Annotated in this window: 19 protein-coding genes; 13 read left to right on the top strand and 6 right to left on the bottom strand. The window is 70.1% G+C overall.

What is annotated here, in order from left to right; all coding sequences use genetic code 11:
* Positions 1-3: 3 nt before the first annotated feature.
* The 3 genes from ACZ6SF_RS25910 to ACZ6SF_RS25900 are packed head-to-tail and all read right to left on the bottom strand — an operon-like array spanning position 4 to position 2,736.
* Positions 4-465: a molybdenum cofactor biosynthesis protein MoaE gene (locus ACZ6SF_RS25910; protein ID WP_466065266.1), complete on the bottom strand. Its 462-nt coding sequence runs from the start codon at positions 463-465 to the stop codon at positions 4-6.
* A complete protein-coding gene (gene moaCB, locus ACZ6SF_RS25905) occupies positions 458-1,519 on the bottom strand; it encodes a bifunctional molybdenum cofactor biosynthesis protein MoaC/MoaB (protein ID WP_466065264.1) in 1,062 nt (353 codons plus the stop codon). The genes ACZ6SF_RS25910 and moaCB overlap by 8 nt, the downstream gene beginning before the upstream one ends.
* A complete protein-coding gene (locus tag ACZ6SF_RS25900) occupies positions 1,516-2,736 on the bottom strand; it encodes a molybdopterin molybdotransferase MoeA (protein ID WP_466065262.1) in 1,221 nt (406 codons plus the stop codon). Before ACZ6SF_RS25900 ends, moaCB begins: the two co-directional genes overlap by 4 nt.
* A gap of 158 nt (positions 2,737-2,894) precedes the next feature.
* On the opposite strand from ACZ6SF_RS25900, the gene moaA reads away from it, so the two are divergent.
* From moaA to ACZ6SF_RS25875, 5 genes are all read left to right on the top strand, one after another.
* Positions 2,895-3,953, top strand: a complete 1,059-nt coding sequence (moaA, locus tag ACZ6SF_RS25895; RefSeq protein ID WP_466065260.1) for a GTP 3',8-cyclase MoaA — start codon at positions 2,895-2,897, stop codon at positions 3,951-3,953.
* Positions 3,946-4,188 (top strand): MoaD/ThiS family protein, encoded by a 243-nt coding sequence (locus ACZ6SF_RS25890; RefSeq protein ID WP_466065258.1) that lies wholly within the window; start codon positions 3,946-3,948, stop codon positions 4,186-4,188. The genes moaA and ACZ6SF_RS25890 overlap by 8 nt, the downstream gene beginning before the upstream one ends.
* A gap of 123 nt (positions 4,189-4,311) precedes the next feature.
* Positions 4,312-5,025 carry a YciI family protein gene (locus ACZ6SF_RS25885; RefSeq protein WP_466065256.1) on the top strand — a complete coding sequence of 238 codons (714 nt, stop codon included), beginning with the start codon at positions 4,312-4,314 and terminating at the stop codon, positions 5,023-5,025.
* Positions 5,022-6,293, top strand: coding sequence for an RNA polymerase sigma factor (locus ACZ6SF_RS25880; protein WP_466065254.1), 1,272 nt, complete (start codon positions 5,022-5,024; stop codon positions 6,291-6,293). Before ACZ6SF_RS25885 ends, ACZ6SF_RS25880 begins: the two co-directional genes overlap by 4 nt.
* A gap of 51 nt (positions 6,294-6,344) precedes the next feature.
* Entirely contained in the window at positions 6,345-6,713 is a 369-nt protein-coding gene (locus tag ACZ6SF_RS25875; protein ID WP_466065252.1) for an iron chaperone, read from the top strand.
* Between the two features lie 12 nt (positions 6,714-6,725).
* Here the strand turns inward: ACZ6SF_RS25875 and nadE are convergent, their stop codons facing one another.
* A complete protein-coding gene (nadE, locus tag ACZ6SF_RS25870; protein WP_466065250.1) occupies positions 6,726-7,550 on the bottom strand; it encodes an ammonia-dependent NAD(+) synthetase in 825 nt (274 codons plus the stop codon).
* Between the two features lie 11 nt (positions 7,551-7,561).
* Positions 7,562-8,194 carry a TetR/AcrR family transcriptional regulator gene (locus ACZ6SF_RS25865; protein WP_466065247.1) on the bottom strand — a complete coding sequence of 211 codons (633 nt, stop codon included), beginning with the start codon at positions 8,192-8,194 and terminating at the stop codon, positions 7,562-7,564.
* A 156-nt stretch (positions 8,195-8,350) separates the two neighbouring features.
* Between ACZ6SF_RS25865 and ACZ6SF_RS25860 the strand changes: the two genes are divergently transcribed.
* The 8 genes from ACZ6SF_RS25860 to ACZ6SF_RS25825 all read left to right on the top strand — a co-directional run bounded on the left by ACZ6SF_RS25860 (position 8,351) and on the right by ACZ6SF_RS25825 (position 24,559).
* Positions 8,351-8,920, top strand: a complete 570-nt coding sequence (locus ACZ6SF_RS25860; RefSeq protein WP_466065245.1) for an NAD(P)H-dependent oxidoreductase — start codon at positions 8,351-8,353, stop codon at positions 8,918-8,920.
* A 581-nt stretch (positions 8,921-9,501) separates the two neighbouring features.
* A complete protein-coding gene (gene nrdH, locus ACZ6SF_RS25855; RefSeq protein WP_449996070.1) occupies positions 9,502-9,732 on the top strand; it encodes a glutaredoxin-like protein NrdH in 231 nt (76 codons plus the stop codon).
* A 156-nt stretch (positions 9,733-9,888) separates the two neighbouring features.
* Positions 9,889-10,338 carry a class Ib ribonucleoside-diphosphate reductase assembly flavoprotein NrdI gene (gene nrdI / locus ACZ6SF_RS25850; RefSeq protein WP_466065243.1) on the top strand — a complete coding sequence of 150 codons (450 nt, stop codon included), beginning with the start codon at positions 9,889-9,891 and terminating at the stop codon, positions 10,336-10,338.
* Positions 10,335-12,494, top strand: coding sequence for a class 1b ribonucleoside-diphosphate reductase subunit alpha (gene nrdE / locus ACZ6SF_RS25845; protein ID WP_466065241.1), 2,160 nt, complete (start codon positions 10,335-10,337; stop codon positions 12,492-12,494). Before nrdI ends, nrdE begins: the two co-directional genes overlap by 4 nt.
* Before the next feature lie 42 nt (positions 12,495-12,536).
* Positions 12,537-12,791, top strand: a complete 255-nt coding sequence (locus ACZ6SF_RS25840) for a type II toxin-antitoxin system Phd/YefM family antitoxin (RefSeq protein WP_466065239.1) — start codon at positions 12,537-12,539, stop codon at positions 12,789-12,791.
* On the top strand, positions 12,784-13,203 hold the full coding sequence (locus ACZ6SF_RS25835; RefSeq protein WP_466065237.1) for a PIN domain-containing protein: 420 nt from the start codon (positions 12,784-12,786) through the stop codon (positions 13,201-13,203). Before ACZ6SF_RS25840 ends, ACZ6SF_RS25835 begins: the two co-directional genes overlap by 8 nt.
* A 101-nt stretch (positions 13,204-13,304) precedes the next feature.
* Entirely contained in the window at positions 13,305-14,159 is an 855-nt protein-coding gene (locus ACZ6SF_RS25830; RefSeq protein ID WP_466065235.1) for an alpha/beta fold hydrolase, read from the top strand.
* Positions 14,160-14,275: 116 nt separating this feature from the next.
* Positions 14,276-24,559, top strand: a complete 10,284-nt coding sequence (locus tag ACZ6SF_RS25825) for an amino acid adenylation domain-containing protein (protein ID WP_466065233.1) — start codon at positions 14,276-14,278, stop codon at positions 24,557-24,559.
* Here ACZ6SF_RS25825 and ACZ6SF_RS25820 read toward each other — a convergent pair.
* Positions 24,502-25,497 (bottom strand): LLM class F420-dependent oxidoreductase, encoded by a 996-nt coding sequence (locus ACZ6SF_RS25820; RefSeq protein ID WP_466065231.1) that lies wholly within the window; start codon positions 25,495-25,497, stop codon positions 24,502-24,504. The two genes, ACZ6SF_RS25825 and ACZ6SF_RS25820, sit on opposite strands and share 58 nt — an antisense overlap.
* Between the last annotated feature and the right edge of the window lie 34 nt (positions 25,498-25,531).

Here is a 25,531-nt window from a genome sequence, read left to right as displayed (position 1 = left end):
GGTCTACCCGCAGGCGTTCACCCATTCGGAGAGCCCGTCGGCGAACATCTGGCGCTTCCAGATCGGCACCTCGTGTTTGATCCGGTCGACCAGGGCCGCGCAGGCCGTGAACGCCTCGGCGCGGTGCGGCGCCGCGACCGCCGTGACGATCGCCGGATCACCGACCCGCAGATTCCCGATCCGGTGCACGGCCGCGACGGGCAGTCCGGTGGATTCGGCGACGGCGGCACAACATTCGCGCAGGAAGCGCACCGCGTCCGGATGCGCCGAATACTCCAGCGCCGAAACGGTCTGCCCGCCGTCGTGATCGCGGACCACACCGGTGAAGACCACCACGGCGCCGTGGTGCGGACCGCGGACGGCCGCGTCGACCACCAGCGGGTCCAGGGGTGCTTCGCTGATCTCGGCGAGCCGGACGCCGCCGTCGGCTCCGTGCCCGGTTGTCCCGGAAGATATTTCAGGCATGCGCGCTCTCGTTTCCCCATCTCTTACCCGGTGCCGCGCCGGCGCTTCCCTCGTCGTGCGCACCGCCGCCCGCCACTTGCGCGAGCAGATGTTCCAGCAGCGGTTCCAGCACCGCGATACCGTCTTTCACCCCGCCGGGCGAACCGGGCAGGTTCACCACCACCGTCCGGCCCGCGAGCCCCGCGATACCCCGGCTCAGCGCCGCCAGCGGGAACTTCGCCGTACCGCGCTGACGGATGGCCTCGGCCACCCCGGGCAGTTCGCGATCCAGTACCGCGGCCGTCGCCTCCGGGGTGCGGTCGGTGGGGGAGGCACCGGTGCCGCCGGTGGTCACCACCAGGGCGGGGGCGGTCCGCAGGGCGTCGGTCAGCCCGGCGGCGATCTCCGCGTCGGCATAGACCAGCGGACCGCGCACCGAGTACCCGAGATCGTTCAGCCACGACACCAGGCGCGGGCCGGTGGTGTCGATCCGGCTACCGGCCGCCGCGCCGGTCGAGGCCACGAGCACCGTGGCGGTGCCGGGTTCCACCGGCGGCGTGGCGGGATCGGTGGTGGCCGGTGTGGCAGGGGCGGCTTCGTCGCCGGCCGGGCGGGTCCAGTGGCCGCGTTTGCCGCCCTCCTTGGTGAGCAGCCGGATATCGCCCAGCACCGCGGCCGGATCCACCGCTTTCACCATGTCGTGCAGGGTGAGCCCGGCGACCGCCACCGCGGTCAGCGCTTCCATCTCGACCCCGGTGGGGCCGGTGGTCTTGGCGGCGGCCTCGATGGTGACGGAGTTCGCGGTGAAACCGAAGTCGACCTTCACCGAGGACAGCGCGAGCTGATGGCACAGCGGGATCAGTTCCGAGGTCTTCTTGGCCCCCGCGATACCGGCCAGCCGGGCGGTGGCCAGCACATCGGCCTTGGGCATATCGTCGGCGCGCACCAGGGCGATCACCTCGGGGGTGGTCCGCAGTTCCCCGGCCGCCACGGCGACCCTGGCGGTATCGGCCTTGGCGCTCACATCCACCATGCGGGCCCGGCCCGTCGAATCCACATGCGACAACTCGCTCATAATGTCCACACTCGCACAGCCGTCCCGGGCGGCATCTCGGTTTCCTCGGCCGGGATATCTATCAGCACATCGGCCGCCGCCATACTCGCCACCAGATGCGATCCGGGCCCGGAGACCACCTCCACCGCGTGCGGTCGCGCGCCCTTCCACACCAGTTTGCCGCGCAGGAACTGCCGGCGCCCGGCGGGTGAGCGGCGCACCGCGCCCAGCAGCGGCAATTCGTATTCGGGAACGGGACCCAGCCCGGACAGCCGCCGCAGGATGGGCCGGGCGAGGACCTCGAACGACACCACCGCACTCACCGGATTCCCCGGGAAACTGAGCACCGGCACCCCGTCGACCACGGTCAGGCCCTGCGGGCCGCCCGGCTGCATCGCGACCGACCCGAATTCGCCGCCCAGCGGGGTCAGCACTTCGCGCACGACCTCGAAATCGCCCTTGGACACCCCGCCGGTGGTGATCACCAGATCGGCCTCCGCGGTCAGGGCCCGCAGCAGCCGCCGGAACTCGCGCGGATCGTCGGAGCTGTGCTCGACACCGGTCACCCGCACCCCGTTGGCCTCGAGAGCGGCGGCCAGCGCGATGCCGTTGGAGTTGAAGATCTGTCCCGGCCGCAGCCGCCCGCCGGGCGCGACGAGTTCGTTCCCGGTGCCGATGAGCGCGGCCCGGATGGGGGTGAACACCGGAATCGAGGCCAGACCCACCGCCGCGAGGGCGGCGATATGCCGGGGCGCGAGCAGGGTCCCGGCCGGCACCAGCTCCGCCCCGGACCGCACATCGCTGCCGGGTTCGCGGACGAACTCCCCGCGGGCCCGGCCCCGGGTGATGTGCACCGTCTCACCCTCGGCGGTCGTGTCCTCCACCGGGACCACGCACTCCGCGCCCTCGGGCAGCGGCGCGCCGGTCATCACCTTGCGGGCGGTTCCGGCGGCCAGCGGCTCGCCGGTGTCGCCGGCGGCCACCACCCCGGTCACCGGCAGGCGCACCGGGGTGATCGCCACATCGTGCGCCCGCACCGCATACCCGTCCATCGCCGAATTCCGGAAAACGGGCAGGTCGATGGGCGCCCGCATATCCTCGGCCAGCAGGCGGCCGAGGGCTCCGGAGACCGGGACGGATTCGACCGGCCGGGCGGCCAGCGGGCGCAGCAGCTGCTCGATGGTGTCGCGGTAGTCGTCCGCCGACCGGACCTGGGCGGGGGCGGGCCGAGAAATCATGGACTCAGCCTAGTGCGACCCGTCTCGGCCGCCGTCACGATGTTCCAGCGTCGCAGGGGGTCCGTGCGGCGGGCGTGTCGGCGCCCGGACCGGGCACGATACGGCCGATAGTGCGGACGGCCGGTTCGGGCGGCGGGCAGGCGTTCATAATGGAGGGTGTGACACTGGTCGACATGGGGATACCCACAGTGCGGTCCGGGCGCCCCTCGTTCGACGGACGTCCGGATACACCCCTGCTGGTGGACCGTTTCGGTCGCACCGCGCGGGATCTCCGGGTTTCCATCACCGAGAAGTGCTCGCTGCGCTGTACCTACTGCATGCCCGAGGAAGGGCTGCCCGCGATACCGCCCGACGAGCTGCTGAGCGCGGCCGAGATCGTGCGCCTGGTCTCGCTGGCGGTCCACGAACTCGGCATCCGTGAAGTGCGGTTCACCGGCGGCGAGCCGCTCATGCGGCGCGATCTGGAAGAGATCGTGGCCGGATGCCACGCCGCGGTGCCGGGGGTCCCGCTGTCCATGACGTCCAACGGGATCGGCCTGCGCCATCGCGCGGCGGGACTGGCGGCGGCCGGGCTCTCCCGGGTGAACATCTCGCTGGACACCGTGGACCGCGACGGTTTCGCCCGCCTGACCCGCCGTGATCGCCTGGATTCGGCGCTGGACGGGATCCGTGCCGCCGGCGCCGCCGGGCTGGCGCCGGTGAAAGTGAACGCGGTACTGATGCGCCAGACCCTGGCCGGCGCCCCCGATCTGCTGCGCTGGTGTCTGGCCGAAGGCTGCGAACTGCGGTTCATCGAGGAGATGCCGCTGGACGCCGACCACGAATGGGCCCGCGAGAACATGGTGACCGCGGCGGAGCTGCTCGAGGTGCTCGGCGCCCACTACTCGCTCACCGCGGCCGGCCGCAGCGACCCGTCCGCGCCCGCCGAGACCTGGCTGGTGGACGGCGGACCCGCCACCGTCGGCATCATCGCCTCGGTGACCCGGACCTTCTGCGATACCTGCGACCGGACCCGGCTCACCGCCGACGGTATGCTGCGGTCCTGCCTGTTCAGCGACCAGGAGTTCGATCTGCGGGCGACCCTGCGCTCCGGTGCGGGCGATGCGGAACTGGCGCATCTGTGGCGGGGCGCCATGTGGCAGAAATGGGCGGGTCACGGTATCGACGCCGCGGACTTCGTCCCGCCCGAACGCACGATGGGAGCCATAGGTGGTTGAGATCCGCTATTTCGCCGCGATCGCCGACGCCGTCGGCAAGACCGCGGAAACGCTGGATCTGCCGCCCGGCGCCACCGTCGCCGACCTGCGTACCCGGCTCGCCGCGGCCTATGGCCCGGATCTGGACAAGATGCTCGGCGTCTGCGCCTATCTGATGGGCGAGGAACTGACCCGCGACCCCTCCGCGGCGCTGACCCCGCGGGTGGATGTGATGCCGCCCTTCGCCGGCGGCTGAGGTCCCGGCGGTCGTGCCACCGGTTCCCGGAATTTCCGGCGGGCTTGTCGAGAAAACGCGTCTCCGCGCGTCGTTGTGGTGAGAGGGGTATCGGACTCCTCCCCGACGAGGAAGGATGACGTCATGTACTACCTGGCTCTGCTCACCGGCCGCGAGGACGATGCCGTCGCGCAACCGGGATCACCGGAGTTCGACGCCGAGGTGGCGCAGTACGCGGCGTTCGACGCCCGGGTGGCCGAGGTGATCGCCGGAGGTGCGGCGCTGTACCCCTCGGATTCGGCCGTCACGCTCCGCCGCGACGGTGACACCACCCTGGTCACCGACGGGCCGTTCGCCGAACACGCCGAGGTGGTGGGTGGGTTCTACGTGTTCGATGTGCCCGATCTGGACGCGGCGCTCGCGCTCGCGAGGCAACTCCCGGCCGTCGATACCGGGTCGGTCGAATTGCGCCCGATGGCACAGTGGCTGCCCCACGGCGAACCCGGCCCGGATTGGTGGCTGGCGCTGTTGTGGGAACAGTCCGACGCGATGATCGCCCCGGGCACACCCGAATGGGAGGTGGCGGCGGCCGAGCACGAACGGTTCGGCGCGGAAGTGGGCGCGGTGATCCGCGGCGGCGGTGCGCTCGGTCCGGCCACCACGGCCACCACGGTCCGGGGACCGGCGGATACACCGCTGATCACCGACGGTCCGTTCACCGAGGCCGCCGAGGTGGTGGGCGGGCTGTACCTGTTCACCGCGCCGGACCGGCGGGCCGCCACGGAGATCGCCGCGAAGATCCCGATCGGCCCGAAGGGCGGGACCGAGGTACGGCGGGTGGTCGATCTCGGCGAGTGAGCGATCCGACGACGGCCCGGCTGGACGGCGTGTACCGCGCCGAATTCGGCCGTGCCGTCGCCACCGTCGCCCGGCTCACCGGCGATATCGGGACGGCCGAGGACGCCGTGCAGGAGGCGTTCGCCGCCGCGACGCGGACCTGGCGGCGCGATGGAGTCCCGGCGAACCCGGGCGCCTGGATCACCACCGCCGCCCGGCGTCGCGCGCTGGACGGGTTGCGCCGGGAATCGGCGCGCGGAGGCAAGGAACGCGAAGCCCTGCGGGTGATTCCGGAATCGAGCGAACCGGACGATCCCGGCCTGCCCGACGACCGGCTGCGGATGATCTTCACCTGCTGCCATCCGGCGCTCGCGCCGGCGGCGCGGGTGGCGCTGACCCTGCGGTTCGTCTGCGGGCTGCGGACCGCGGAGATCGCGCGGGCCTTCCTGCAATCGGAGTCGACGGTGGCGCAGCGGATCAGCCGGGCCAAGGCCAAGATCCGCGACGCCCGGATACCGCTGCGGGTGCCGCCCGCGGAGTTGTTGCCGGAACGGGCCCCGACGGTGCTGGCGGTGATCTACCTGATGTTCACCGAGGGCTATTTCGCGACCTCGGGGCCGAGCGCGGTCCGCGACGAACTGTGCGACGAGGCGATCCGGGTGGGGCGGCTGCTCTGCGATCTGCTGCCGGTCGAGGAGCGCGCGGTGCGGTGCGAGGCGTACGCGCTGCTCGCGCTGATGCTGCTCACCGACAGCCGCCGGTCCACCCGGCGCACGATCGACGGTGAGCTGGTTCCGCTGGACGAACAGGATCGCGGGACCTGGGACCGCACGGCCATCCGAGCCGGGCTGGATTGTCTGCTGATCGCCGCCGAGGGCGGTGGACCGTACCTGGCGCAGGCCCGGATCGCCGCCGCGCACGCGGTCGCGCCGGAATGGGAGGCCACCGATTGGCGTTCGATCGTGGCGGCCTACGACGAGCTGACGGTGTACGCGCCGTCACCCGCGGCGGCGATCAATCGCGCGATCGCGGTGGGGATGCGCGACGGTCCGGAGCGGGGACTGGCCGCCCTGGACGAGGTCGGCGGTGACCATCCGCCGGCGACCGGGCAGCTGGTGGCCGCGGCGCGCGCCGACCTGTTCCGCCGGGCCGGTCGGCCGGACGACGCGGCACGGGAATACCGGGCCGCGATCGCCGCGGCGGGTAACGACGCCGCGCGCCGGTATCTGCGGCGCCGGCTGGCGGAGACCGAACGCACGGCGAGCGGAGACCAGGCTGCCGGGGCGTAGCGCGCGCAACGGCTTCGCACCTCCGGCTACCGGCGGCGGTAGAGTGGGCCCGTGGTGAGAAGCACGGCACCCGATGTCGATGCCTACCTGGCCGAACTCCCGGCGGAGCGCCGCCCGGCGGCCACCGCGGTGCGCGAACTGTGCCGGACCGAACTGCGCGGCTACACCGAGGCGATGGCCTACGGGATGCCGGTCTACCGGTATGGCGGCCGCGACGAGATCGCGTTCGCGCTACAGCGCCACCACTTCTCGTTCTATCTCATGCGTGCGGACATCCGCGCCGAGTTCGCGCAGCGCCTGTCCGATCAGGATATGGGCAAGGGCTGCCTGCGTTTCCGGTACGCCACCGGCCCGGATCTCGACCTGCTCACCGAACTGGTGCGGGCCGTGGCCCGCACCCCCGGCGGCCCGGTGTGCTGACGACCGGGCCGGTCAGCGCCACCAGTCGTCGAGCGGGGTCACCGGGACCGTGCGCTTGTGCCGGGTGTTGCGGTAGATCGTTTCGATCCGCTCCGCCACCTCGTCGGTGACATCCTTGCCCTCGAGGTAGTCGTCGATCTCGCTGTAGCGCAGGCCCAGCGCCTCCTCGTCGGGCAGGGCCGGGCGATCGTCCTCCAGATCGGCGGTCGGCACCTTGGACCACAGCCGCGACGGCGCGCCGAGTTCCTGCAGCAGGGCCGCGCCCTGGCGTTTGGTGAGGCCGGTGAGCGGGGTCAGGTCCACACCGCCGTCGCCGAATTTGGTGAAGAACCCGGTGACCGCCTCGGCGGCGTGATCGGTGCCCACGACCAGCAGGTTCTCCTGGCCGGCGATGGCGTACTGGATGACCATGCGTTCGCGGGCCTTGATATTGCCGCGGACGAAATCGCGGAGCTTGCCCACCGAGAGCGCGGAGGCGACCTCCGCGGCCACCGCGTTGGCGCCCGGGCGGACGTTCACCACCACCGATTCGTCGGGGGCCACGAAGCCCATGGAGACCCGGGCGTCCGCCTCGTCGGCCTGGACACCGTAGGGGAGACGCACCGCGACGAAACGGGCCCGGCCACCCTCGGCGCGGACCTCCTCGGCCGCGAGCTGGCAGAGCCTGCCGGTGAGGGCGCTGTCCTGGCCACCGCTGATCCCCAGTACGAAACCTTGTGCGGGCGTGGCGCGCAGATAGTCCTTCAGGAAATCGACCCGGCGCCGTACCTCGTCCTTGGGTTCGACACTCGGCAGCACACCCAGCTCGGCGATGATCTGATCACGCACGTTTCCCATGCCGGACAACTCTACTGCGCGGGCGTCGTGGCGACCCGGCGAACCAGGGCTTCCCAGTTGTCGCCTATCTGTTCCCGGGTGTAGCCGAGGGTGCGGATCTGATGCAGCACGAGTCCCGCGCCGAGAGTGGCCAGCAACGCGTCGGCCAGCAACGCGATGTCGCCGGGGGTCTCCGCGTTCCGGAGCAGCATCGTCACATGGGTTTTCAGCACCAGATACGGTTCGCTGCGGTAGTGCCGTTCGGCCCCGAGTTCGGCGGCCCGGTGCAGTTCGCCCTCCACTTCGATATCCAGCAGCCGGGCCCGTCCGAAGGCCACCAGCCGTTCCACCGGCGGCGCTCCGGGGCCCAGCGGTGGCGGGCCGAAGATGAACGCCTCCTGGGCCTGGGTCTCGGAATGGTCCAGGAGCGCGTACATCAGGCCGGTGCGGTTGCCGAACCGGCGGAACACCGTGCCCTTGCCGACTCCGGCCCGTTTGGCGAGCGCGTCCATGGTGAGGGCGTCCACGCCGTGCGCGCGGACGAGTTCCTGGGCGGCGTCGAGCAGTCGCCGCCGGTTGCGGGCGGCGTCGGCGCGTTCGGCCGGTTCGCCGGTTCCGGGTAGCGCGGGGCCGATCCGTTCCGCCCGGCGCACCTGTGATGGCATGGCAGGGGTGAGGGGATCGCCCGGGTGCCAGGGATCCGCCTGACGCGGTGTGTCGTAGTTCACGGCGGTGCGCTGGCCTCCGGGGAATGTAGCGGACCGTGGTCCGGTTGATCTGGGCGGTGGGATCGTCACACAACTAGTACCGCAGGAGTGAACATGAGCCAGACCCGTATCGTCGTACTCGTCGGAAGCCTTCGTCAGGCTTCGATCAGCCGGCGGCTTGCCGAGGCGGCGGTCGCCACCGTGCCCGCCGGTACCGAAGCCACCCTCTACGAGGGTATCGGTGAGATTCCGTTCTACAACGAGGATATCGACGTCGAGGGCTCGATCCCCGCCGCGGCGCAGGCCCTGCGCGACGCGGTGGCGGCGAGCGACGGCCTGCTCGTGGTCACCCCCGAATACAACGGCACGCTGCCCGCCGTGCTGAAGAACGCCATCGACTGGCTGTCCCGGCCCTACGGCGCCGGCGCGATCGGCGGTAAGCCGGTGGCCGTCGTGAGCGGTTCGATCAGCCCCAACGCCGCCAAGTGGGCGCACGCGGACACGGTGAAGTCGGTCGGTATCGCCGGCGGCCGCATCGTCGAAGAGGCGCATCTGCACTACGCCGCCTGGGGTGAGCGTTTCGTCGCGAGCCATCCGAGTGATGACGCGGAGGCGCTGGGCGAACTCACCGGCGCGCTGAAGGTGCTGGCCGACGCCGCCAGCGGGGAGCTCGTCGACGCCTGATCGCCGATCCCGCAGAGGGGCCGCCTCGTCTTTCGGAGACGGGGCGGCCCCTCTGTGTGCGCACCCGGGCCGCCGGTGGGGTTCCGGGCGTGTCCGGCGCCCGTCTCGTACCCTGTTCCGGGCGGTGCCCGAGGGCCTGCTGGGGCGTCGGCGACTGGTGTGACAGGCGTGTCTCCTGGGTTTGCTGAAAAAGAACTGACCTCGGCGATTTGTGACTTGGGCCACGGTGAATACGGCGTGTCGAGTTGCTGTCCTGCGGCTTACAGCCGTGAAATCACACCGTTGTGACTCGCAACATCTCGTGTTGTTTCGGAATGTCGGCCACTAGGTGTAGTGTCATCGGTACCCGAAGGCGGTGGGACGAGAAGCCCTCCGGCGATGGGTGGAACCGGCCCGGACGTGGGGTTTCAGGGCTGGTCTTCGGAGTTTGCGCAGGATCATCCGATCGTGCCGACGCCGCGTCGTACACACCGGAACCGCCGAGCGGGATCGGGTGCGCGGTGGGTTCGGCTCGCAGGCGGCGGTCCGTCACCACAGAGGGCCGCGAACACCGCACATTGGCACAGGAGAGAGGGACTCGAATGATCACCGTGTACACCAAGCCCGCTTGCGTCCAGTGCAATGCCACCTACAAGGCCCTCGACAAGGCCGGGGTGGAATACAGTGTCGTCGATATCTCCGAGGACGCCGAAGCCCGCGACTACGTGATGGCGCTCGGCTACCTGCAGGCCCCCGTCGTCGTCTCCGGCGACGAGCACTGGTCCGGCTTCCGCCCGGACCGCATCAAGGCACTGGCCACCGTCGCCGCGTGAGCACGTCAGGCCCGGAGGCGGCAGCGCAGCGTCACCACGAAGGGCCCGTGCTCAGGCGCAAAGACACCGCCTGAGCGCGTCAGGCTGCGCTCGGGGTGCGATAACAGTCCGACCCGGCGCCGCGCGGCGAGTCCGTCGGGAACCAGGGGAGGTGAGATGTCCGAATCGCAGACGCTGGTCTACTTCTCCAGCGCTTCGGAGAACACCCACCGTTTCGTCGAGAAGCTGGATATCCCGGCTCTCCGGATCCCCCTGCACACCACCGATTCGCTGCGTGTCGACGAACCCTACGTGCTGATCGTCCCCACCTACGGGGGCGGTCGGCACGTCCTGGGCTCCACGCGTCCGGACAAGGAATTCGTACCGCGCCAGGTCGCCAAGTTCCTCAACGATCCACACAACCGCGCCCTGCTGCGCGGCGTGATCGCGGCGGGGAACACGAATTTCGGTGACACCTTCTGCTTCGCAGGTGATGTGATCTCGCGGAAATGCGGGGTGCCCTACCTGTACCGCTTCGAACTCATGGGAACCGCCGAGGACGTCGCCCGCGTCCGAGAGGGATTGGGATTGTTTTGGCAGCAACAACGACAGCACCAGCAGGTATGACGGCCCGCCTGGAGCAGCCCCCGCAGCGCGCCGGCGAACCCGGTGAGGTCCTGGACTACCACGCCCTCAACGCGATGCTGAACCTGTACGGTCCGGACGGCGAGATCCAGTTCGACAAGGATCGGGAGGCCGCGCACCAGTACTTCCTGCAGCACGTCAACCAGAACACCGTCTTCTTCCACAACCTCGACGAGAAGCTCGACTACCTCGTCGAGGAGAACTACTACGAGCCCGAGGTACTCGAGCAGTACAGCCGGGCCTTCGTGAAGAAGCTGTTCCAGCAGGCCTACGCCAAGAAATTCCGGTTCCCCACCTTCCTCGGCGCGTTCAAGTACTACACCTCCTACACCCTCAAGACCTTCGACGGGAAGCGCTACCTGGAGCGTTTCGAGGACCGGGTCTGCATGGTCGCGCTCACTCTCGCGGCCGGTGACGAGGTGCTCGCGGGCAAACTGGTCGAGGAGATCATCGACGGCCGCTTCCAGCCGGCCACCCCGACCTTCCTCAACTCCGGCAAGAAGCAGCGCGGCGAGCCCGTTTCGTGTTTCCTCCTGCGTATCGAGGACAATATGGAGTCCATCGGGCGCTCCATCAACTCCGCGCTGCAGCTGTCCAAGCGCGGCGGCGGGGTCGCGCTGCTGCTCAGCAATATCCGCGAGCACGGCGCGCCGATCAAGAAGATCGAGAACCAGTCCTCCGGCGTCATCCCGATCATGAAACTGCTCGAGGATTCCTTCTCCTACGCCAACCAGCTCGGTGCGCGTCAGGGCGCGGGCGCGGTCTATCTGCACGCCCACCACCCCGATATCTATCGTTTCCTCGACACCAAACGGGAGAACGCGGACGAGAAGATCCGCATCAAAACGCTGTCGCTGGGCGTGGTGATCCCGGACATCACCTTCGAACTGGCCAAGAAGAACGAGGACATGTACCTGTTCTCGCCGTACGACGTGGAACGTATCTACGGTAAGCCGTTCGCCGATGTCGACGTCACCGAGAAGTACTACGAGATGGTCGACGACAAGCGGATCCGCAAGTCCAAGATCAAGGCGCGCGAGTTCTTCCAGACCATCGCCGAGCTGCAGTTCGAATCCGGTTACCCCTACATCATGTTCGAGGACACGGTGAACCGGGCGAACCCGATCGCCGGCAAGATCACCCATTCGAACCTGTGCTCGGAGATCCTGCAGGTCTCCACCCCGTCGATCTACAACGACGACCTCACCTACGCGCACGTGGGCAAGGACATCTCCTGCAACCTGGGGTCGCTGAACATCGCCAAGGCGATGGACTCCCCGGATTTCGCCCGCACCATCGAGGTCTCCATCCGGGCGCTCACCGCCGTCTCGGATCAGACCCATATCTACTCGGTGCCCTCGATCGAACAGGGCAACAACTCCTCGCACGCCATCGGCCTCGGCCAGATGAACCTGCACGGCTATCTGGCCCGCGAGCGGATCCACTACGGATCCGAGGAGGGCCTGGACTTCACCAATATCTACTTCTACACGGTGGTTTTCCACGCCCTACGCGCGTCGAACCTGATCGCCCGTGAGCGGGGGACCTCGTTCGGCGGGTTCCCGGAGTCGAAGTACGCCAGCGGCGAATACTTCGACAAGTACACCGATCAGGTCTGGGAGCCCGAGACCGAGCGGATCGCGCGGCTGTTCGCCGACGCCGGGATCCATATCCCCACCCAGGACGACTGGCGGCAGCTGAAGGCCGCGGTCATGGAGCACGGCCTCTACAACCAGAACCTGCAGGCCGTCCCGCCGACCGGGTCGATCTCGTATATCAACCACTCCACCAGCTCCATCCACCCGGTGGCGTCGAAGATCGAGATCCGCAAGGAAGGCAAGATCGGCCGCGTCTACTACCCGGCCCCGTACATGACCAACGACAACCTGGACTACTACCAGGACGCGTACGAGATCGGCTACGAGAAGATCATCGACACCTACGCCGCGGCCACCCAGCACGTGGACCAGGGCCTGTCGCTGACGCTGTTCTTCAAGGACACCGCCACCACCCGCGACCTCAACCGCGCCCAGATCTACGCCTGGCGCAAGGGCATCAAAACCCTCTACTACATCCGCCTCCGGCAGATGGCGCTGGAGGGCACCGAGGTCGAGGGCTGCGTGAGCTGCATGCTCTGAGCGTTCATAGCATCCGATAGCATCGGTCGCTATATTGGACGAATGACGAGGACGATCAGCCAAGCCGAGCTACGCAACGGCAGTGCGGGCGTAATGGACGCGTTGGAGGCGGGTGAGGATTTTGTCATCACCCGCAATGGCCGGCCCGTCGGTGAACTGCGCCCCATTGCCGCCCGGCACAACCTGACGACCGCCGAACTGAGAAAGCGACTCGCGAGGTTCGCAGGAACCGCGAGTGCCGCGGATGAGCGTGCGGAAATCGACGTCGCATTCGGAGAGGACAGACTGGATGACTGAACCGGGGGGGACGTTCCGCTACCCGGTCGGACTGCTGGATACCTGTGTACTCATCGACTTGACCACCATCGAGGATGAGAATCTTCCGATCCAGCCGAAGATCAGCACCGTCACGCTCGCCGAGTTGGGCTTGGGCGTAGCGCTGGCATCCGATGCGAAAACGCTCGCGCTTCGTACCGAACGACTCCTGGAGATCGAGCACGCTTTCGATGCACTACCGTTCTCCTCGACAGCAGCGCGACGGTTCACCTCGATGGCGAAATTGGTACACGCCGCCGGACGGAGTCCCAAGCCGCGGAAGATGGATTTGATGATCGCTGCCATCGCCTCGTCGAACGATCTGCCGTTGTTCACACGCAATGCGGACGATTTCAAGGGACTGGAACCTTTGCTGACGGTGGTCGCGCTCTGAACGGTTCGGGAGGTTCATCGTTTCCCGGATAGCCGGTACTGTCGGTCGCGGACAGGTCGGCGGCACGGTCGGTGCCGGCCGACGGTGATCGAGGGGGAACCGTGGATGGAATCGCGCCGATGCTGCCGGTCATCGAGTACCGGATTGCCGGTGTCCGGTGTGCCGTCTACGACAGCGATCCCGGGGGCCGTGCCGAGGCCGTGGTGTTCGTCCACGGCAATCCGGGGCCGATGGACGATTGGGCGGAGCTGATACCGGAGGTGGCCGGCTTCGCGCGGGTGATCGCCGTGGATATGCCGGGGTTCGGGCGTTCGGAGCGGCCGCGGTCGTTCGAGCACAGTATCGCCGGGCACGCGCGCTATCTGGGCCTGCTGCTCGACCACCTCGGTATCGAGCGGGTGCATCTGGTCCTGCACGATTTCGGTGGCCCGTGGGGATTGCGGTGGGCGCTGGACCATCGGGACCGGTTGGCCGGGCTGACGCTGATCAACACCGGTGTCCTCGACGGCTACCGCTGGCACCGGTACGCGAGGATCTGGCAGACACCGGTGGTCGGCGAGCTGTTCCAGCTGGTGAGCAATAAGCGTGCCATGCATATCGCCCTCAACCGCGACAACCCCGTCCCGCTGCCACGCGGGTACGTCGACCGGGTCGATCGCTACGCCGACCGGGCGCACAAGCGGGCCGTGCTCCGGCTCTACCGCAACTCGCGTGATCCGGCCGCGGCCTTCCCGGAAATGCGCGGCGAGATCGTGGGCGACGGCCTGCCGGTATGCGTGATCTGGGGCGACGGTGACCCCTATATTCCGGTTCGGTTCGCCCGGCGGCAGCGTGATTTCTTTCCCGAGGCCGAAATCCACATCCTCGAGGGCCTCGGGCACTGGCCGTTCATCGACGACCCGCGGGCGGTACTCACCCCGCTGATCGCGTTCCTCCGTGAACACGTCCGGGCGTGAATCGGTGAGTCCGTAGCGAACGCCGGCGGGCCGGGCGGAGGCGGCCGGCCCCTGCCGGTATTGCCGCGGGAAATAGGGTCTGTGGATCCGTCCGCGCCGCCGCGAATATGGGCTCGGTGGACAAGGATTCGGTTTTTCCGCTGTCGCCCGGACAGCTGGGCGTGTGGTTCGCCCAGCAGTTGGCGGCCGAGGTGCCCTACGTGGTCGCGCAGTACCTCGAGCTGCGCGGGGAGCTCGATCCCGGTGTGCTCGATACGGCCTGCCGCCGCGCCGGGCGCGAGATCGGATCGGCTTTCGTCCGCATCGTGGAGATCGGCGGACAGCCGTGGCAGTACGTGGCCGATACCGCGGAGGCGGGGCCGACCGTGCTGGATCTGCGCGCCGAACCCGATCCCGAGGCGGCCGCGCACGCGTGGATGCGCCGGGACCACCGGACACCGCGGCCCCTTCTCGGAACCCAGCTGGTGCATTCGGCGGTCTTGCGCGTGGATGAACACCGCTGGTACTGGTACGCGCGGGCCCACCATGTCGTACTCGACGGGCTGGGCGCGATGAACTTCCTGCTGCGGGTCGCCGAGATCTACCGGTCCGCGATATCGGGAGACGAGCCGTCGCCGTCGCGGGCCGCTTCCCCGGCCGAGCTGTACGACGAGGAGATCGCCTACCTCGGGTCCGCGCGCCACGCCCGCGACCGCGAGTACTGGCGCGAACAAATCCGCGGGCTCGCCGATACGGTGCTGTCCGAACAGCATCCGAGGCACGCCGCGCACCCTGTGGTGGCCTCCGCCGCGCCCGCGCCGGGCGCCACCCGCGCGCTCCGGGCGGCCGCGCGCCGGTACGACTGCAGTGTCGCGACCCTCGCGGTGGCCGCGACGGCCCTGTTCTGCGCCCGGGTCCTGGACCGGACCGATATCCTGCTGACCCTGCCGGTCTCCGGCCGGACCGGTGCCAGGGCGAAGCGGTCGGGAGGCATGCTCGCGAACCTGGTCCCGCTGCGGATCGAGATCCGGCCGGACGCCGATATCGCGGACCTGGTCGCTCGAGTCCGCGCGGCGATCACCGGCGCCCTGCGCCATCAGCGGTACCGGCACGAGGACATCCGGCGCGATGCGGGGAATACCGGCGGGGCCGGCGGGCAGTTCGGGCCGATCGTGAACATCATGCTGTTCGACGACGCGATCCGGCTGGGCGCCGCGACCGGCCGGCTGCGGGTGCTCACCTCCGGGCCGATCGACGATCTGCTCGTCAACCTGTACACCGACGGCCACGACGGGTTGCGCGCCGACTTCCAGGGCAATCCACACGGCTACACCGAAACCGAACTCGCCGTGCGGCACCGGCTCTTCCTGCGGGTGCTGGATCAGATCACGGTGGCGGCGGGCACCACCCGGCTCGCCGATATCGATCTGGTCGACGATCCCGCGCACACCGCGCTGTACCGCGCGCGCAATGCCACCGACCACCCGGTTACGGCGACCACCCTGGCGGCACGTTTCGCGGCCCGGGCGCGTCTCACCCCGGACGCGCCCGCGGTCCGCGCCGGGGCGCGGACGCTGTCCTATGCCCGTTTCCACGGCGAGGTGAACCGGCGGGCCCGGTTCCTGATCGGACTCGGTGTCGGACCCGAGGCCCGGGTGGCGGTGGCCTTGCCCCGGTCGGTCGATCAGCTCTGCTGGCTGTACGCCGTGACCGTCGCCGGTGGCGCCTATGTCCCGGTGGATCCGGAACATCCACGGCGGCGCATCGCGCATATGCTGCGTACGGCGCGGCCGTCGGTACTGCTCACCACGGGCGGCGACGACCTCCGGGCGCCCGAGGCGACCACGGTTGTCGCGGTCTCCGAGGTGGATACGACCACCTGGGACGACGCGGAGATCGCGGACGCGGACCGGATCACCCCGCTACGACCCGGGCACGCCGCCTCGGTACTGTTCACCTCCGGCTCGACCGGCCTGCCGAAGGGAGTGGTCACCACCCACGCGGCCGTCGACCACCAGTTCCGCTGGGCGCAGGACCGGTACCGCCTGGACGACTCCGATGTGGTCCTCTACAAAACCCCGCTCACCTTCGATATCGCGATGTGGGAGGTGTTCTGGCCGCTCCAGGCCGGGGCGTGTGTCGCGGTGGCCGACCCGGACGCGCACCGCGACCTCGCGGCGCTGGACCGGGCGATCACCGGATACGGCGTGACGACACTGCATGTGGTGCCCACCGTGCTGGAGAACTACCTCGCCACCGATCCCGCACCGGCCACGTCGTTGCGGCGGGTGTTCGCGGCGGGTGAGGAACTGCCGGACGCCCTGGTCGCCGAGTTCGGGAAGTGGACGACGGCCTCGCTGTTCAACTGGTACGGCCCCGCGGAAGCACAGGTGGTGACCGCCGCGCATATCGACGGTACGGCCGCGGTGACGATCGGTGCGCCGGTATGGAATACGCGGGTCCATGTGCTGGACAGCCGGTTGAGACCGGTCCCCGCGGGACTGCGCGGGGAACTGTATGTGGGCGGCGCGCAGGTCGCGCGCGGATATGTGGCAGGCGGGGGTGCGTCGGCCTCGCGGTTCGTCGCCGATCCTTTCGGACCCCCGGGGTCGCGCCTGTACCGGACCGGCGACGCGGTGCGCTGGAACGCCGCGGGCGCGCTGGAGTATCTGGGACGCACCGACCGCCAGGTCAAACTGCGCGGTGTCCGTATCGAACTCGACGAGATCGCGGTGGCGTTGCGCGCGTGCCCGGGTGTGGTGCGGGCGGCCGCGGCGGTGCGGGAGGTCGCCGGTGAACGGCGGCTGGTCGGGTACGTGGTCGTGGGCCCGGACGCGACGGTGGAATCGGGTGAAGTCCTCCGCGATCTCGCCCGCCGGCTGCCCCGGGCCATGGTGCCCTCGGCCGTGGTGACGCTTCCGGAACTGCCCGTGACGGTGAACGGGAAGCTGAACCGGGACGCGCTACCCGAGCCGGACGTCTCCGCGCCTGCCTACGAGGAGCCCTCCGGCACCATCGAACAACTGATCGCCGCCTCCGCCGCCGGCATCCTGGGCGTGGCGGCGGTGGGCCGCACCGATGATTTCTTCGCGCTCGGCGCGAATTCCATGGACGCGGCGCGACTCGCGGCGGGGCTGGCGGCGGCGCTGCGGATATCGGTTTCGGTCCGGGAGATCTTCGACGCGCCGACCGTGGCCGCCCTCGCGGAGGTCGTATCCGGCCGGTCCGTCGCCGATCCGGTCCGGATCGGCCGGGATCCGCGCCCGGACCGCGTCCCACTGGCGCCCGCCCAGCAGCGGATGTGGTTGCGCAACCAGGCCGATCCGGAGTCGCCGGTGGACAATATGTGTGCGGCGGTACGGATCTCGGGGCCCCTCGATATCGCGGCCTTGCGCGCGGCACTGGGCGATGTCGTCGAGCGGCACGAATCACTGCGCACCCGCTACCCACTGGTGGACGGGACTCCCGTGCACCGGGTCTGCGCGCCCGGCGAGGCGGTCGTCCTGCCCGGTCCGGTCGCCGTGCCGGCCGCGGACCTCGACCGGGAAATCGTCGCGCTGGGCCGCCGCGGCTTCGATGTCGCCGCCGAGATTCCGCTGCGGGTCGCACTTTTCGCGGTGGGTCACGACGAGCATGTGCTGGCCTACGCCGTGCACCACATCAGCGCGGACGGCTGGTCGGCGCGGCCCTTCACCGCCGATCTCATGACCGCCTACGCGGCGCGGACGCAGGGCGGCGAACCCGGATGGCCGCCGCTGCCCGCGCAATTCGCCGACGCCGCCCGCCGGCAGTCGGAGCGGCTCGGCGAAGCGGCGGATCCGCATAGTCTCCGGGCACGTCAGATACGGTTCTGGCGGGAAACCCTGGCCGGGATCCCGGCTCGGCTCCCGCTACCGGTGGATCGCGCCCGCCCCGCGGCGCCCACATGGGAGGGCGGCCGCACCCGATTCGTGGTCGGGGCGGATCTCACCGCGGCGCTCACGGAACTGGCCGGTGCGCGGCAGGCGACGCTGTTCATGGCGGCGCACGCGGTGTTCGCGGTGTTACTGGCCCGGATGACGGGAAGCGACGATATCTGCGTCGGCACCCCGGTCGCGGGGCGGCCGACGGCGGAGTTCGACGGTCTGGTCGGGATGTTCGTCAATACGCTGACCCTGCGCAGTGTGATCGACGGGAACCGGGGTTTCGCGGACCTCCTGAGCGAGCTGCGCGACGCCGACCTGGCGGCATTCGAGCACGCGGACCTGCCGTTCGACGAAGTGGTGCGGGCCCTCGACCGGCGCACCGAGCCCGGGGACCATCCCGTGTTCCGGGTGGCGTTCTCCTTCGAGAATCAGCCCGCCGGGGTGTTCGAGCTGCGGGATCTGGTGGTGCGGCCGATCGATATCGATCCCGGGGTGGCCAGGTTCGACCTCGCGCTGACCATACGTCCCACGGCCGACGCCGACGGCCGTACCCGGCTCGAGGCCGAGTTCTCCTACGCCCGGGACCTCTTCGACGACCGGACCATCGAATTCTGGGCCGCCAGCTGGCCGCGGCTGGCCGCCGCGATGGTCGCCGCGCCCGCAGTGCCGGTGGGTGATATCGACTTCCACGACACGACCCCCGTCGCGCCCGCCGAGCCCGGATCCGCCGGTCGCACCCTTGTCGAGATCCTCACCGCCGCCCTGCCGCACGCCCGGCACCGGATCGCGATCGTCGACGGTGATCGCGAAATCGACTACGACGCGCTCGATACCTGGTCGGATCACCTGGCCCGGCAGTTGATCGCCCGGGGAACCGGCCCGGGGGACGTGGTCGCCGTCCATGCCCCGCGATCCGCCGAATTCGTCGCGGGTGTCTGGGCGGTCGCGAAATCCGGTGCCGCGTTCCTACCGATCGATCCGTCCTTCCCGAGTGACCGGATCGCCTGGATACTGGCGGACTCCGGAGCCGTCCGGGGCCTGACCACCGACGAGGCCGCCGGGACACTGCCCGGGGCACTGGACTGGATCCCGCTGGACTACACCCGGCAGGGCGCCGGCGCCGGGTACACAGCGGTCCGCCGCGCATATCGCGCGGATCTCGCCTATGTGCAGTACACCTCGGGCTCTACCGGCAGGCCGAAAGGAGTGGCGGTCACCCACAGCGGCCTGGAGCCGCTGTTCCGGACGATCACCGCGCATTTCGGGGTGACACCCGGAACGCGTGTCCTGCATGTATGCGCACCGACCTTCGACCCGGCGGTGCTCGAATGGATGCTGGCCTTCGGCAACGGCGCCACCCTGGTGATCGTGGCGCCCGAGACGGCCGGGGGCGCCGCGCTCGACGCCCTCATCGCCGCGTGGGACGTCACGTACGCGGTGATCCCGCCCGCGATCCTGGCGACCCTGGATCCCGCGCGGCACCCGGGCCTGCGGGGACTCGCGGTGGGCGGGGACGTTTCCGATCCCGAGCTGGTGGACCGCTGGGCGCCCGGCCGGACCTACCTCAACGGCTACGGTCCGACCGAGGTGACCGTCATCTCGGTGACCACCGCGCTGGCGGCCGGCGAGCCGGTGGTGATCGGGGCGGCCACCGCGGGCAACGCGGTCCGGGTTCTCGATCGGCGCCTGCGGCCGGTGCCGCCCGGAGTGGTCGGGGAGCTGTACCTCACCGGTGCCGGGCTCGCGCGGGGTTATCTGCGGGCCCCTGGTCGCACGGCCGGGAGTTTCGTGGCCGATCCCTGGTCACCCGATGGCGGCCGGATGTACCGGACCGGTGACCTGGTGCGGACGCGGGCCGACGGGCAGTCGTCCGGGCTCGAATACGTGGGGCGCGCGGACTTCCAGCTCAATATCCGCGGGATACGCCTCGAACCCGGGGAGGTCGACGCGGTGCTGTCCCGGCACGAGACGGTGCGTATATCGGCCACGGTGGGAAGGAGAGCGCCGTCCGGTGACCCGATGCTGGTGAGTTATCTCGTCCCGGCGCCGGGGCGTTCGATCGATGCGGCGGAACTGCGCGCCTACGCGCGCGGCGTGCTGGCCGCCCACTCGGTACCCGCCCGCCTGGTCGTCCTCGACCGGCTACCGCTGACCACCGCCGGGAAGGTCGACCGCGCCGCCCTGCCCGAACCGGTATTCGAAACCGCCGTACCCACGGCCCCGGCCGACGCGGTGGAGCGGGCGGTCCGCGAAGTCTTCGCCGAACTGCTCGGTGTCGAGGTGTCCGGCCCGGACGCCGACTTCTTCGAACTGGGCGGTAATTCGCTGATCGCGGCCCGGCTGAGCGCGCGCCTGGGCGCCGTCTTCGCGGCCGAAGTGCCGATGCGCGCGATTTTCGAGACACCGGCCGTCGCCGGGCTGGCTGCGCGGATCCGGGTACTCGCCGGTTCCGGCGTGCGGCGGGTGACCCCGGTACCCGAACGTCCGGCACGGGTGCCGCTGGCCCCGGCCCAGCAGCGGCTCTGGTTCGTCAACCGTGTCGATCCCGCGTCCGCGGTGGCCAATATCCCGATCGCCGTGCGCGTGCGCGGCCCACTCGATATCGCGGCCCTGCGGGCCGCGCTCGCCGATGTGGTCGCACATCACGAACCGCTGCGCACGATATACCCCGAGGACGCCGACGGCGGCGCCGCGCAATACGTGCTGCCGCCCGGCGCGCGCGACATCCGGCTCGAGGCGGTGCCCGTGGAGTCCACGGAACTCCGGGAGCGCCTGGCGACCTTCGCGGCCATGGGCTTCGACCTCACCCGCGATACCCCGCTGCGGACCCGGCTGTACCGGCTGGACCCCCACCACCACGTGCTCGCGCTGGTGATCCATCACATCAGCGCGGACGGGTGGTCGGCCGGACCACTGCTGCGCGATGTGCTCACCGCGTATTCGGCCCGTACGGCCGGGCGACCGCCGTCCTTCCCGGCCCTGCCGGTGACCTACGCCGACTACGCGATCCGGCAGGCCGAATGGCTGGGCGACGCCGCGGACCCGGCCACGCCGATGGGCCGGCAGCTGGCCTATTGGCGGGATCAGCTGGCGGAACTGCCCGCGCGGCTGCCGCTGCCGTTCGACCGGCCCGCGCCCGCGGTCGCTTCGGGGGCGGGCGCGGCACTGCGGATGGAGTTCGATCCGGAGACCGTCACCGCGCTGGCACGGACGGCGGCCGCTTCCCGCGCCTCCCGGTTCATGGTCGTGCACGCGGCCTTGGCGGTCACCCTGTTCCGGCTTACCGGGTGCACCGATATCGCCATCGGGACACCGGTCGCCGGCCGCGGGGCGGCGGAGCTGGACGATCTGATCGGCATGTTCGTCAATATGGTCGTACTCCGCACCCGCGTGGATCCCGCGGCCTCTTTCGCGGATCTGCTGGCCGGGGTTCGCGATACCGATCTCGCGGCCTTCGCCCACGCCGAGGTGCCCTTCGAACGGATAGTCCGGGAACTGAACCCGGCCCGCCGGCGCGATCACCATCCGCTGTTCCAGGTCGTGCTCACCGAGGACGTCGAGCCGGTACCCGAGGTGGCGGCCGACGGGATCGCGGTGCGGCTCGTGGAGCCGGATATCCGCACGGCCGAATTCGATCTGCAACTCACGCTGAGCGAGACGGCGGTCGGGCTCGGCGGGCATTTCACCTACGCCACCGACCTGTTCGACGAGGGGACCGTGCGGCGTATCGCGGTGACCCTGGAGCGCGTACTGCGTGCCGCCGCTTCCGGCGCCGCGACGCCGGTCGGGGATATCGCGCTGCTGGACGCCGCGGAACACGCGCGACTCGCGGCGCCGGTCCAGGTGGCGGACTCCGGTGACCTCACCCTCGCCGATCTCTTCGACGCGGCGGTACGGATCGACCCGGACTCGGTCGCGGTCCGTTTCGGGGGAATATCGTTGACCTACCGTGCGCTGGCCGCCGATTCGGGCAGGCTGGCGCGGCGGCTCACCCGGCTGGGCGCCGGTCCGGAAATCCGTGTCGCGGTGGCGCTTCCGCGCGGCGCGGACCTGATCGTCGCGATCGTCGCCGTGGTCCGCGCCGGTGCCGCCTATGTGCCTGTCGATCCGGACTATCCACCCGACCGGATCCACTCCATGCTCGGCGAAGTAGCGCCGCTGTGCGTTGTCACGACAGTGGACAGCGGAATCGACCCGCCCGCGGGGGTGCCCGTCGTCGAACCCGGTGGCGGGCAAGACGCGGGAGCCGGCACCACGGCGGCGACGCTGCCGCGTGCCCGGCCCGGGAATCTCGCCTACATCATCTACACCTCGGGGTCGACGGGCCGGCCGAAGGGCGTGGCGGTGACCCAGGCGAATATCGTGTCGCTGCTGCGGCGGACCCGGGACCTGCTCGACCTGGACGACACCGATATCTGGTCGATGGTGCATTCGGCCGCGTTCGACTTCTCGGTCTGGGAGATCTGGGGTGCGCTGACCACCGGCGCGACCCTCGTCGTCGCCGACCATCACACCGTGCGCTCACCCCGGCTGCTCCGGGAACTGCTGTCGCGGGAACGGGTCACCATCCTGAACCGGACACCGAGCGCCTTCGCCGCGCTCGACGAGGCCGACGCGGCGGCGGAGTCGCCACTGGTACTGCGGCGCATCATCTTCGGTGGTGAACCGCTCGATCCCGGGGTCGCGGCCCCCTTCGCCCGGCGCTACGGCGCCGCGGCGCCCCGGATCGGCAATATGTTCGGAATCACCGAGACCACAGTGCATCTGACCCACGGTGAACTCGACCTCGACGCGGCCGGGCGGCCGGTGACGGGAACACCGGTGGGCCGCCCCCTCGGCGGAGTCGGGATCCGGGTGCTCGATGCCCGGCTGCATCCCGTCCCGGCCGGTGTCGTCGGGGAGATCTATCTGGCGGGAGCGCAGGTCAGCCGTGGCTATCTCGGGCGCTCGGACCTGACCGCCGCGCGTTTCGTGGCCGATCCGTACTCCCCGGGCGGTGTGCTCTATCGATCCGGCGACCTCGGCCGGTGGAACGACGCCGGTGATCTGGAGCATCACGGCCGCGCCGATCGGCAGGTGCAGTTGCGGGGGTACCGCATCGAGCCCGCCGAAATCGAAGCGGCCCTGCGGGATTGCCCGGGAGTGTACGGCGCGGCGGTGGTCGTCGATCACGAGGCGGTGGCGGGACCCCGGCTGGTCGGTTACGCCGCCGTGGGCGCGGCCGCGGATACCGCGCCCGTGGACGGATACGATCTGCGCCACCGTCTGCGGGCGCGGTTGCCGGCGCATATGGTTCCCGACGTCGTGGTCGTGGTGTCCACTCTGCCGCTCACCGCGACCGGCAAATTGGACGTCGCGGCGCTGCCCCGGCCGCGCGCCGATTCCGGGCGCCGGTATCGGGAACCGAGCGGCGAGCTGGAACAGCTGATCGCGGGGGTGTTCGCGGAGGTACTGGACGTGACGCGGGCCGGCGCCGACGACTCCTTCTTCGATCTCGGTGGAAATTCGATGGTGGCCACCACCCTGCTGGCCCGGCTGCGCGACGCGACCGGCGCGGACCTGGCCCTGCCGTGGCTGTTCGCCGACCCCACCCCGGCGGGCCTGGCCCGGCGGATCACCGAGTCGCGCGCCGAGACCGCCCTGCCGGCCGGCAGCGCGCTCGCACCCGTACTCCCGATCCGGGTGACCGGCATCGGCTCGCCACTGTTCTGTATCCACCCGGTGATGGGTCTGTCGTGGAGTTTCGCCGGCCTCGCGACAGAACTGACCTGCCCGCTCTACGGGATCCAGTCCCCGGCGATCACCGAGGACGCCGCCGCGCCGGAGTCGATCGACGAACTCGCCGCCGACTATCTGCGCCGCGTGCGCGCGGTGCAGGCCACCGGCCCCTATCGCCTGCTCGGCTGGTGCTACGGCGGACTCGTCGCCCACGCGATGGCGGTACAGCTGCAACAACAGGGCGAGCGGGTCGAACTGCTCGGCATGCTCGACTCGTTCGTCGGCGACGTCGGCTACGCCGGCGAGCAGCCGGTGACCGTCGGCAACCTGATCGGCCAGCTGGGCACCGATCGGCTGGTGGATATCCCGGCCGACGAATTCACCCCCGACCAGGCGGTGCGACTGCTGTCCTCGCTCCCCGGGCCGTTCCGGGTGCTCACCGAGGACACGGTGCACCGGATGTTCGCCGGTGCGCTGCGCGCACAGCGGATCGGCCCGCGGCACCGGCCGGGGATCTACCGGGGCGATCTCGTGTTCTTCACCGCCGACCGCGACGACCGCGGCGCCGGCCGCGCCGCCGGGGCCTGGCGGCGCCATATCTCCGGCCGGGTGCACGAGACCGCGATCGACGCCACCCACTGGGAGATCGCCTCGCCGCACTCACTACGGACGATCGGGCGGGTGCTGGCACCCATGCTCGGCACCGGGCCCGCCACGGCCGGATCCCGGAACGGCGCCGATCAGGACAGCGCGGGAAGGACCTCGCGTTCGAAGAGTTCGATACCGCTGGTGTCGTAGGCCGCTTCCGGGAAGTTGAAAATGGCGTAGCCGAGGCCGCGATCGCGGACGGCGGACAGCTTCTCCACGATCTGTTCCGGGGTCCCGACCGCCGCGCCGCCGTTGTTCAGGTTGTCGACGTAACCGCGGGCCTTCTCCGCGCCGAGGACGGGAGTCAGGCGGGCGACGTGCTCGGCTTCGCGCTGCTCGACCTCGGCCTCGGTGGCGCCGATCGCGACATTGAAGTTCGAGCTGCGGACGATGGCGTCGAAATCGGTGCCGACATCGGCGCAGTGGGCGCGCAGGATCTCGGACTTGTGGGTGAACTCGTCGGGGCTGTTACCGGCGAAGTTGGTGTAGTTCGCGTATTTCGCGGCGATCCGGAGGGTTTTCTTCTCGCCGCCACCCGCGATCCACAGCGGCAGGCCGCCCGCCTGCGCGGGCAACGGGCGCACGATCGCGCCGTCGACCTGGTAGTAGCGGCCGTCCAGGGTGGCGGTGCCGGTCTGCCAGGCCTGGCGGAAGATCTGCACGCCCTCGTCGAGCCGGCCCAGCCGCTCGCCCGCGGTGGGGAAGCCGTACCCGTAGGCGCGCCACTCGTGTTCGTACCAGCCGCCGCCGATACCCATCTCGGTGCGACCACCCGAGATCAGGTCCACCGTGGCCGCGACCTTGGCCAGATAGGCGGGATTGCGGTAGCTGATCGCGGTACACATCTGGCCCAGCCGGACCCGCGAGGTGGTGGCCGCGAACGCCGACATCAGCGTCCACGCCTCGTGGGTGGCCTCGTCGCTGGGCTCCGGCACGGTGTGGAAATGGTCGTAGACCCACAGCGACTCCCAGACCGGATTCGCGTCCGTACGCTCCGCGAGACCTCGCATCACGTCCCATTGGGCGCCGGGCTCGATACCGACCAGGTCCAGGCGCCACCCCTGCGGGACGAAGATTCCGAAGCGCACAGCGTTCTCCTCAGATGTCGGGCCCGCGGGGGCC

This window comes from Nocardia sp. NPDC049935, from assembly GCF_055586645.1.
This window is presented reverse-complemented; position numbering and strand designations above follow the sequence as displayed.

Bases quoted from the DNA above. Each gene is read 5' to 3' on its own strand.
- ACZ6SF_RS25910 (WP_466065266.1), bottom strand. From the start codon at position 465: ATGCCTGAAATATCTTCCGGGACAACCGGGCACGGAGCCGACGGCGGC.
- ACZ6SF_RS25840 (WP_466065239.1), top strand. From the start codon at position 12,537: ATGACGAGGACGATCAGCCAAGCCGAGCTACGCAACGGCAGTGCGGGC.
- nrdI (WP_466065243.1), top strand. From the start codon at position 9,889: ATGTCCGAATCGCAGACGCTGGTCTACTTCTCCAGCGCTTCGGAGAAC.
- moaCB (WP_466065264.1), bottom strand. From the start codon at position 1,519: ATGAGCGAGTTGTCGCATGTGGATTCGACGGGCCGGGCCCGCATGGTG.
- nrdE (WP_466065241.1), top strand. From the start codon at position 10,335: ATGACGGCCCGCCTGGAGCAGCCCCCGCAGCGCGCCGGCGAACCCGGT.
- ACZ6SF_RS25900 (WP_466065262.1), bottom strand. From the start codon at position 2,736: ATGATTTCTCGGCCCGCCCCCGCCCAGGTCCGGTCGGCGGACGACTAC.
- nadE (WP_466065250.1), bottom strand. From the start codon at position 7,550: ATGGGAAACGTGCGTGATCAGATCATCGCCGAGCTGGGTGTGCTGCCG.
- nrdH (WP_449996070.1), top strand. From the start codon at position 9,502: ATGATCACCGTGTACACCAAGCCCGCTTGCGTCCAGTGCAATGCCACC.
- ACZ6SF_RS25865 (WP_466065247.1), bottom strand. From the start codon at position 8,194: ATGCCATCACAGGTGCGCCGGGCGGAACGGATCGGCCCCGCGCTACCC.
- ACZ6SF_RS25885 (WP_466065256.1), top strand. From the start codon at position 4,312: ATGTACTACCTGGCTCTGCTCACCGGCCGCGAGGACGATGCCGTCGCG.
- ACZ6SF_RS25835 (WP_466065237.1), top strand. From the start codon at position 12,784: ATGACTGAACCGGGGGGGACGTTCCGCTACCCGGTCGGACTGCTGGAT.
- ACZ6SF_RS25860 (WP_466065245.1), top strand. From the start codon at position 8,351: ATGAGCCAGACCCGTATCGTCGTACTCGTCGGAAGCCTTCGTCAGGCT.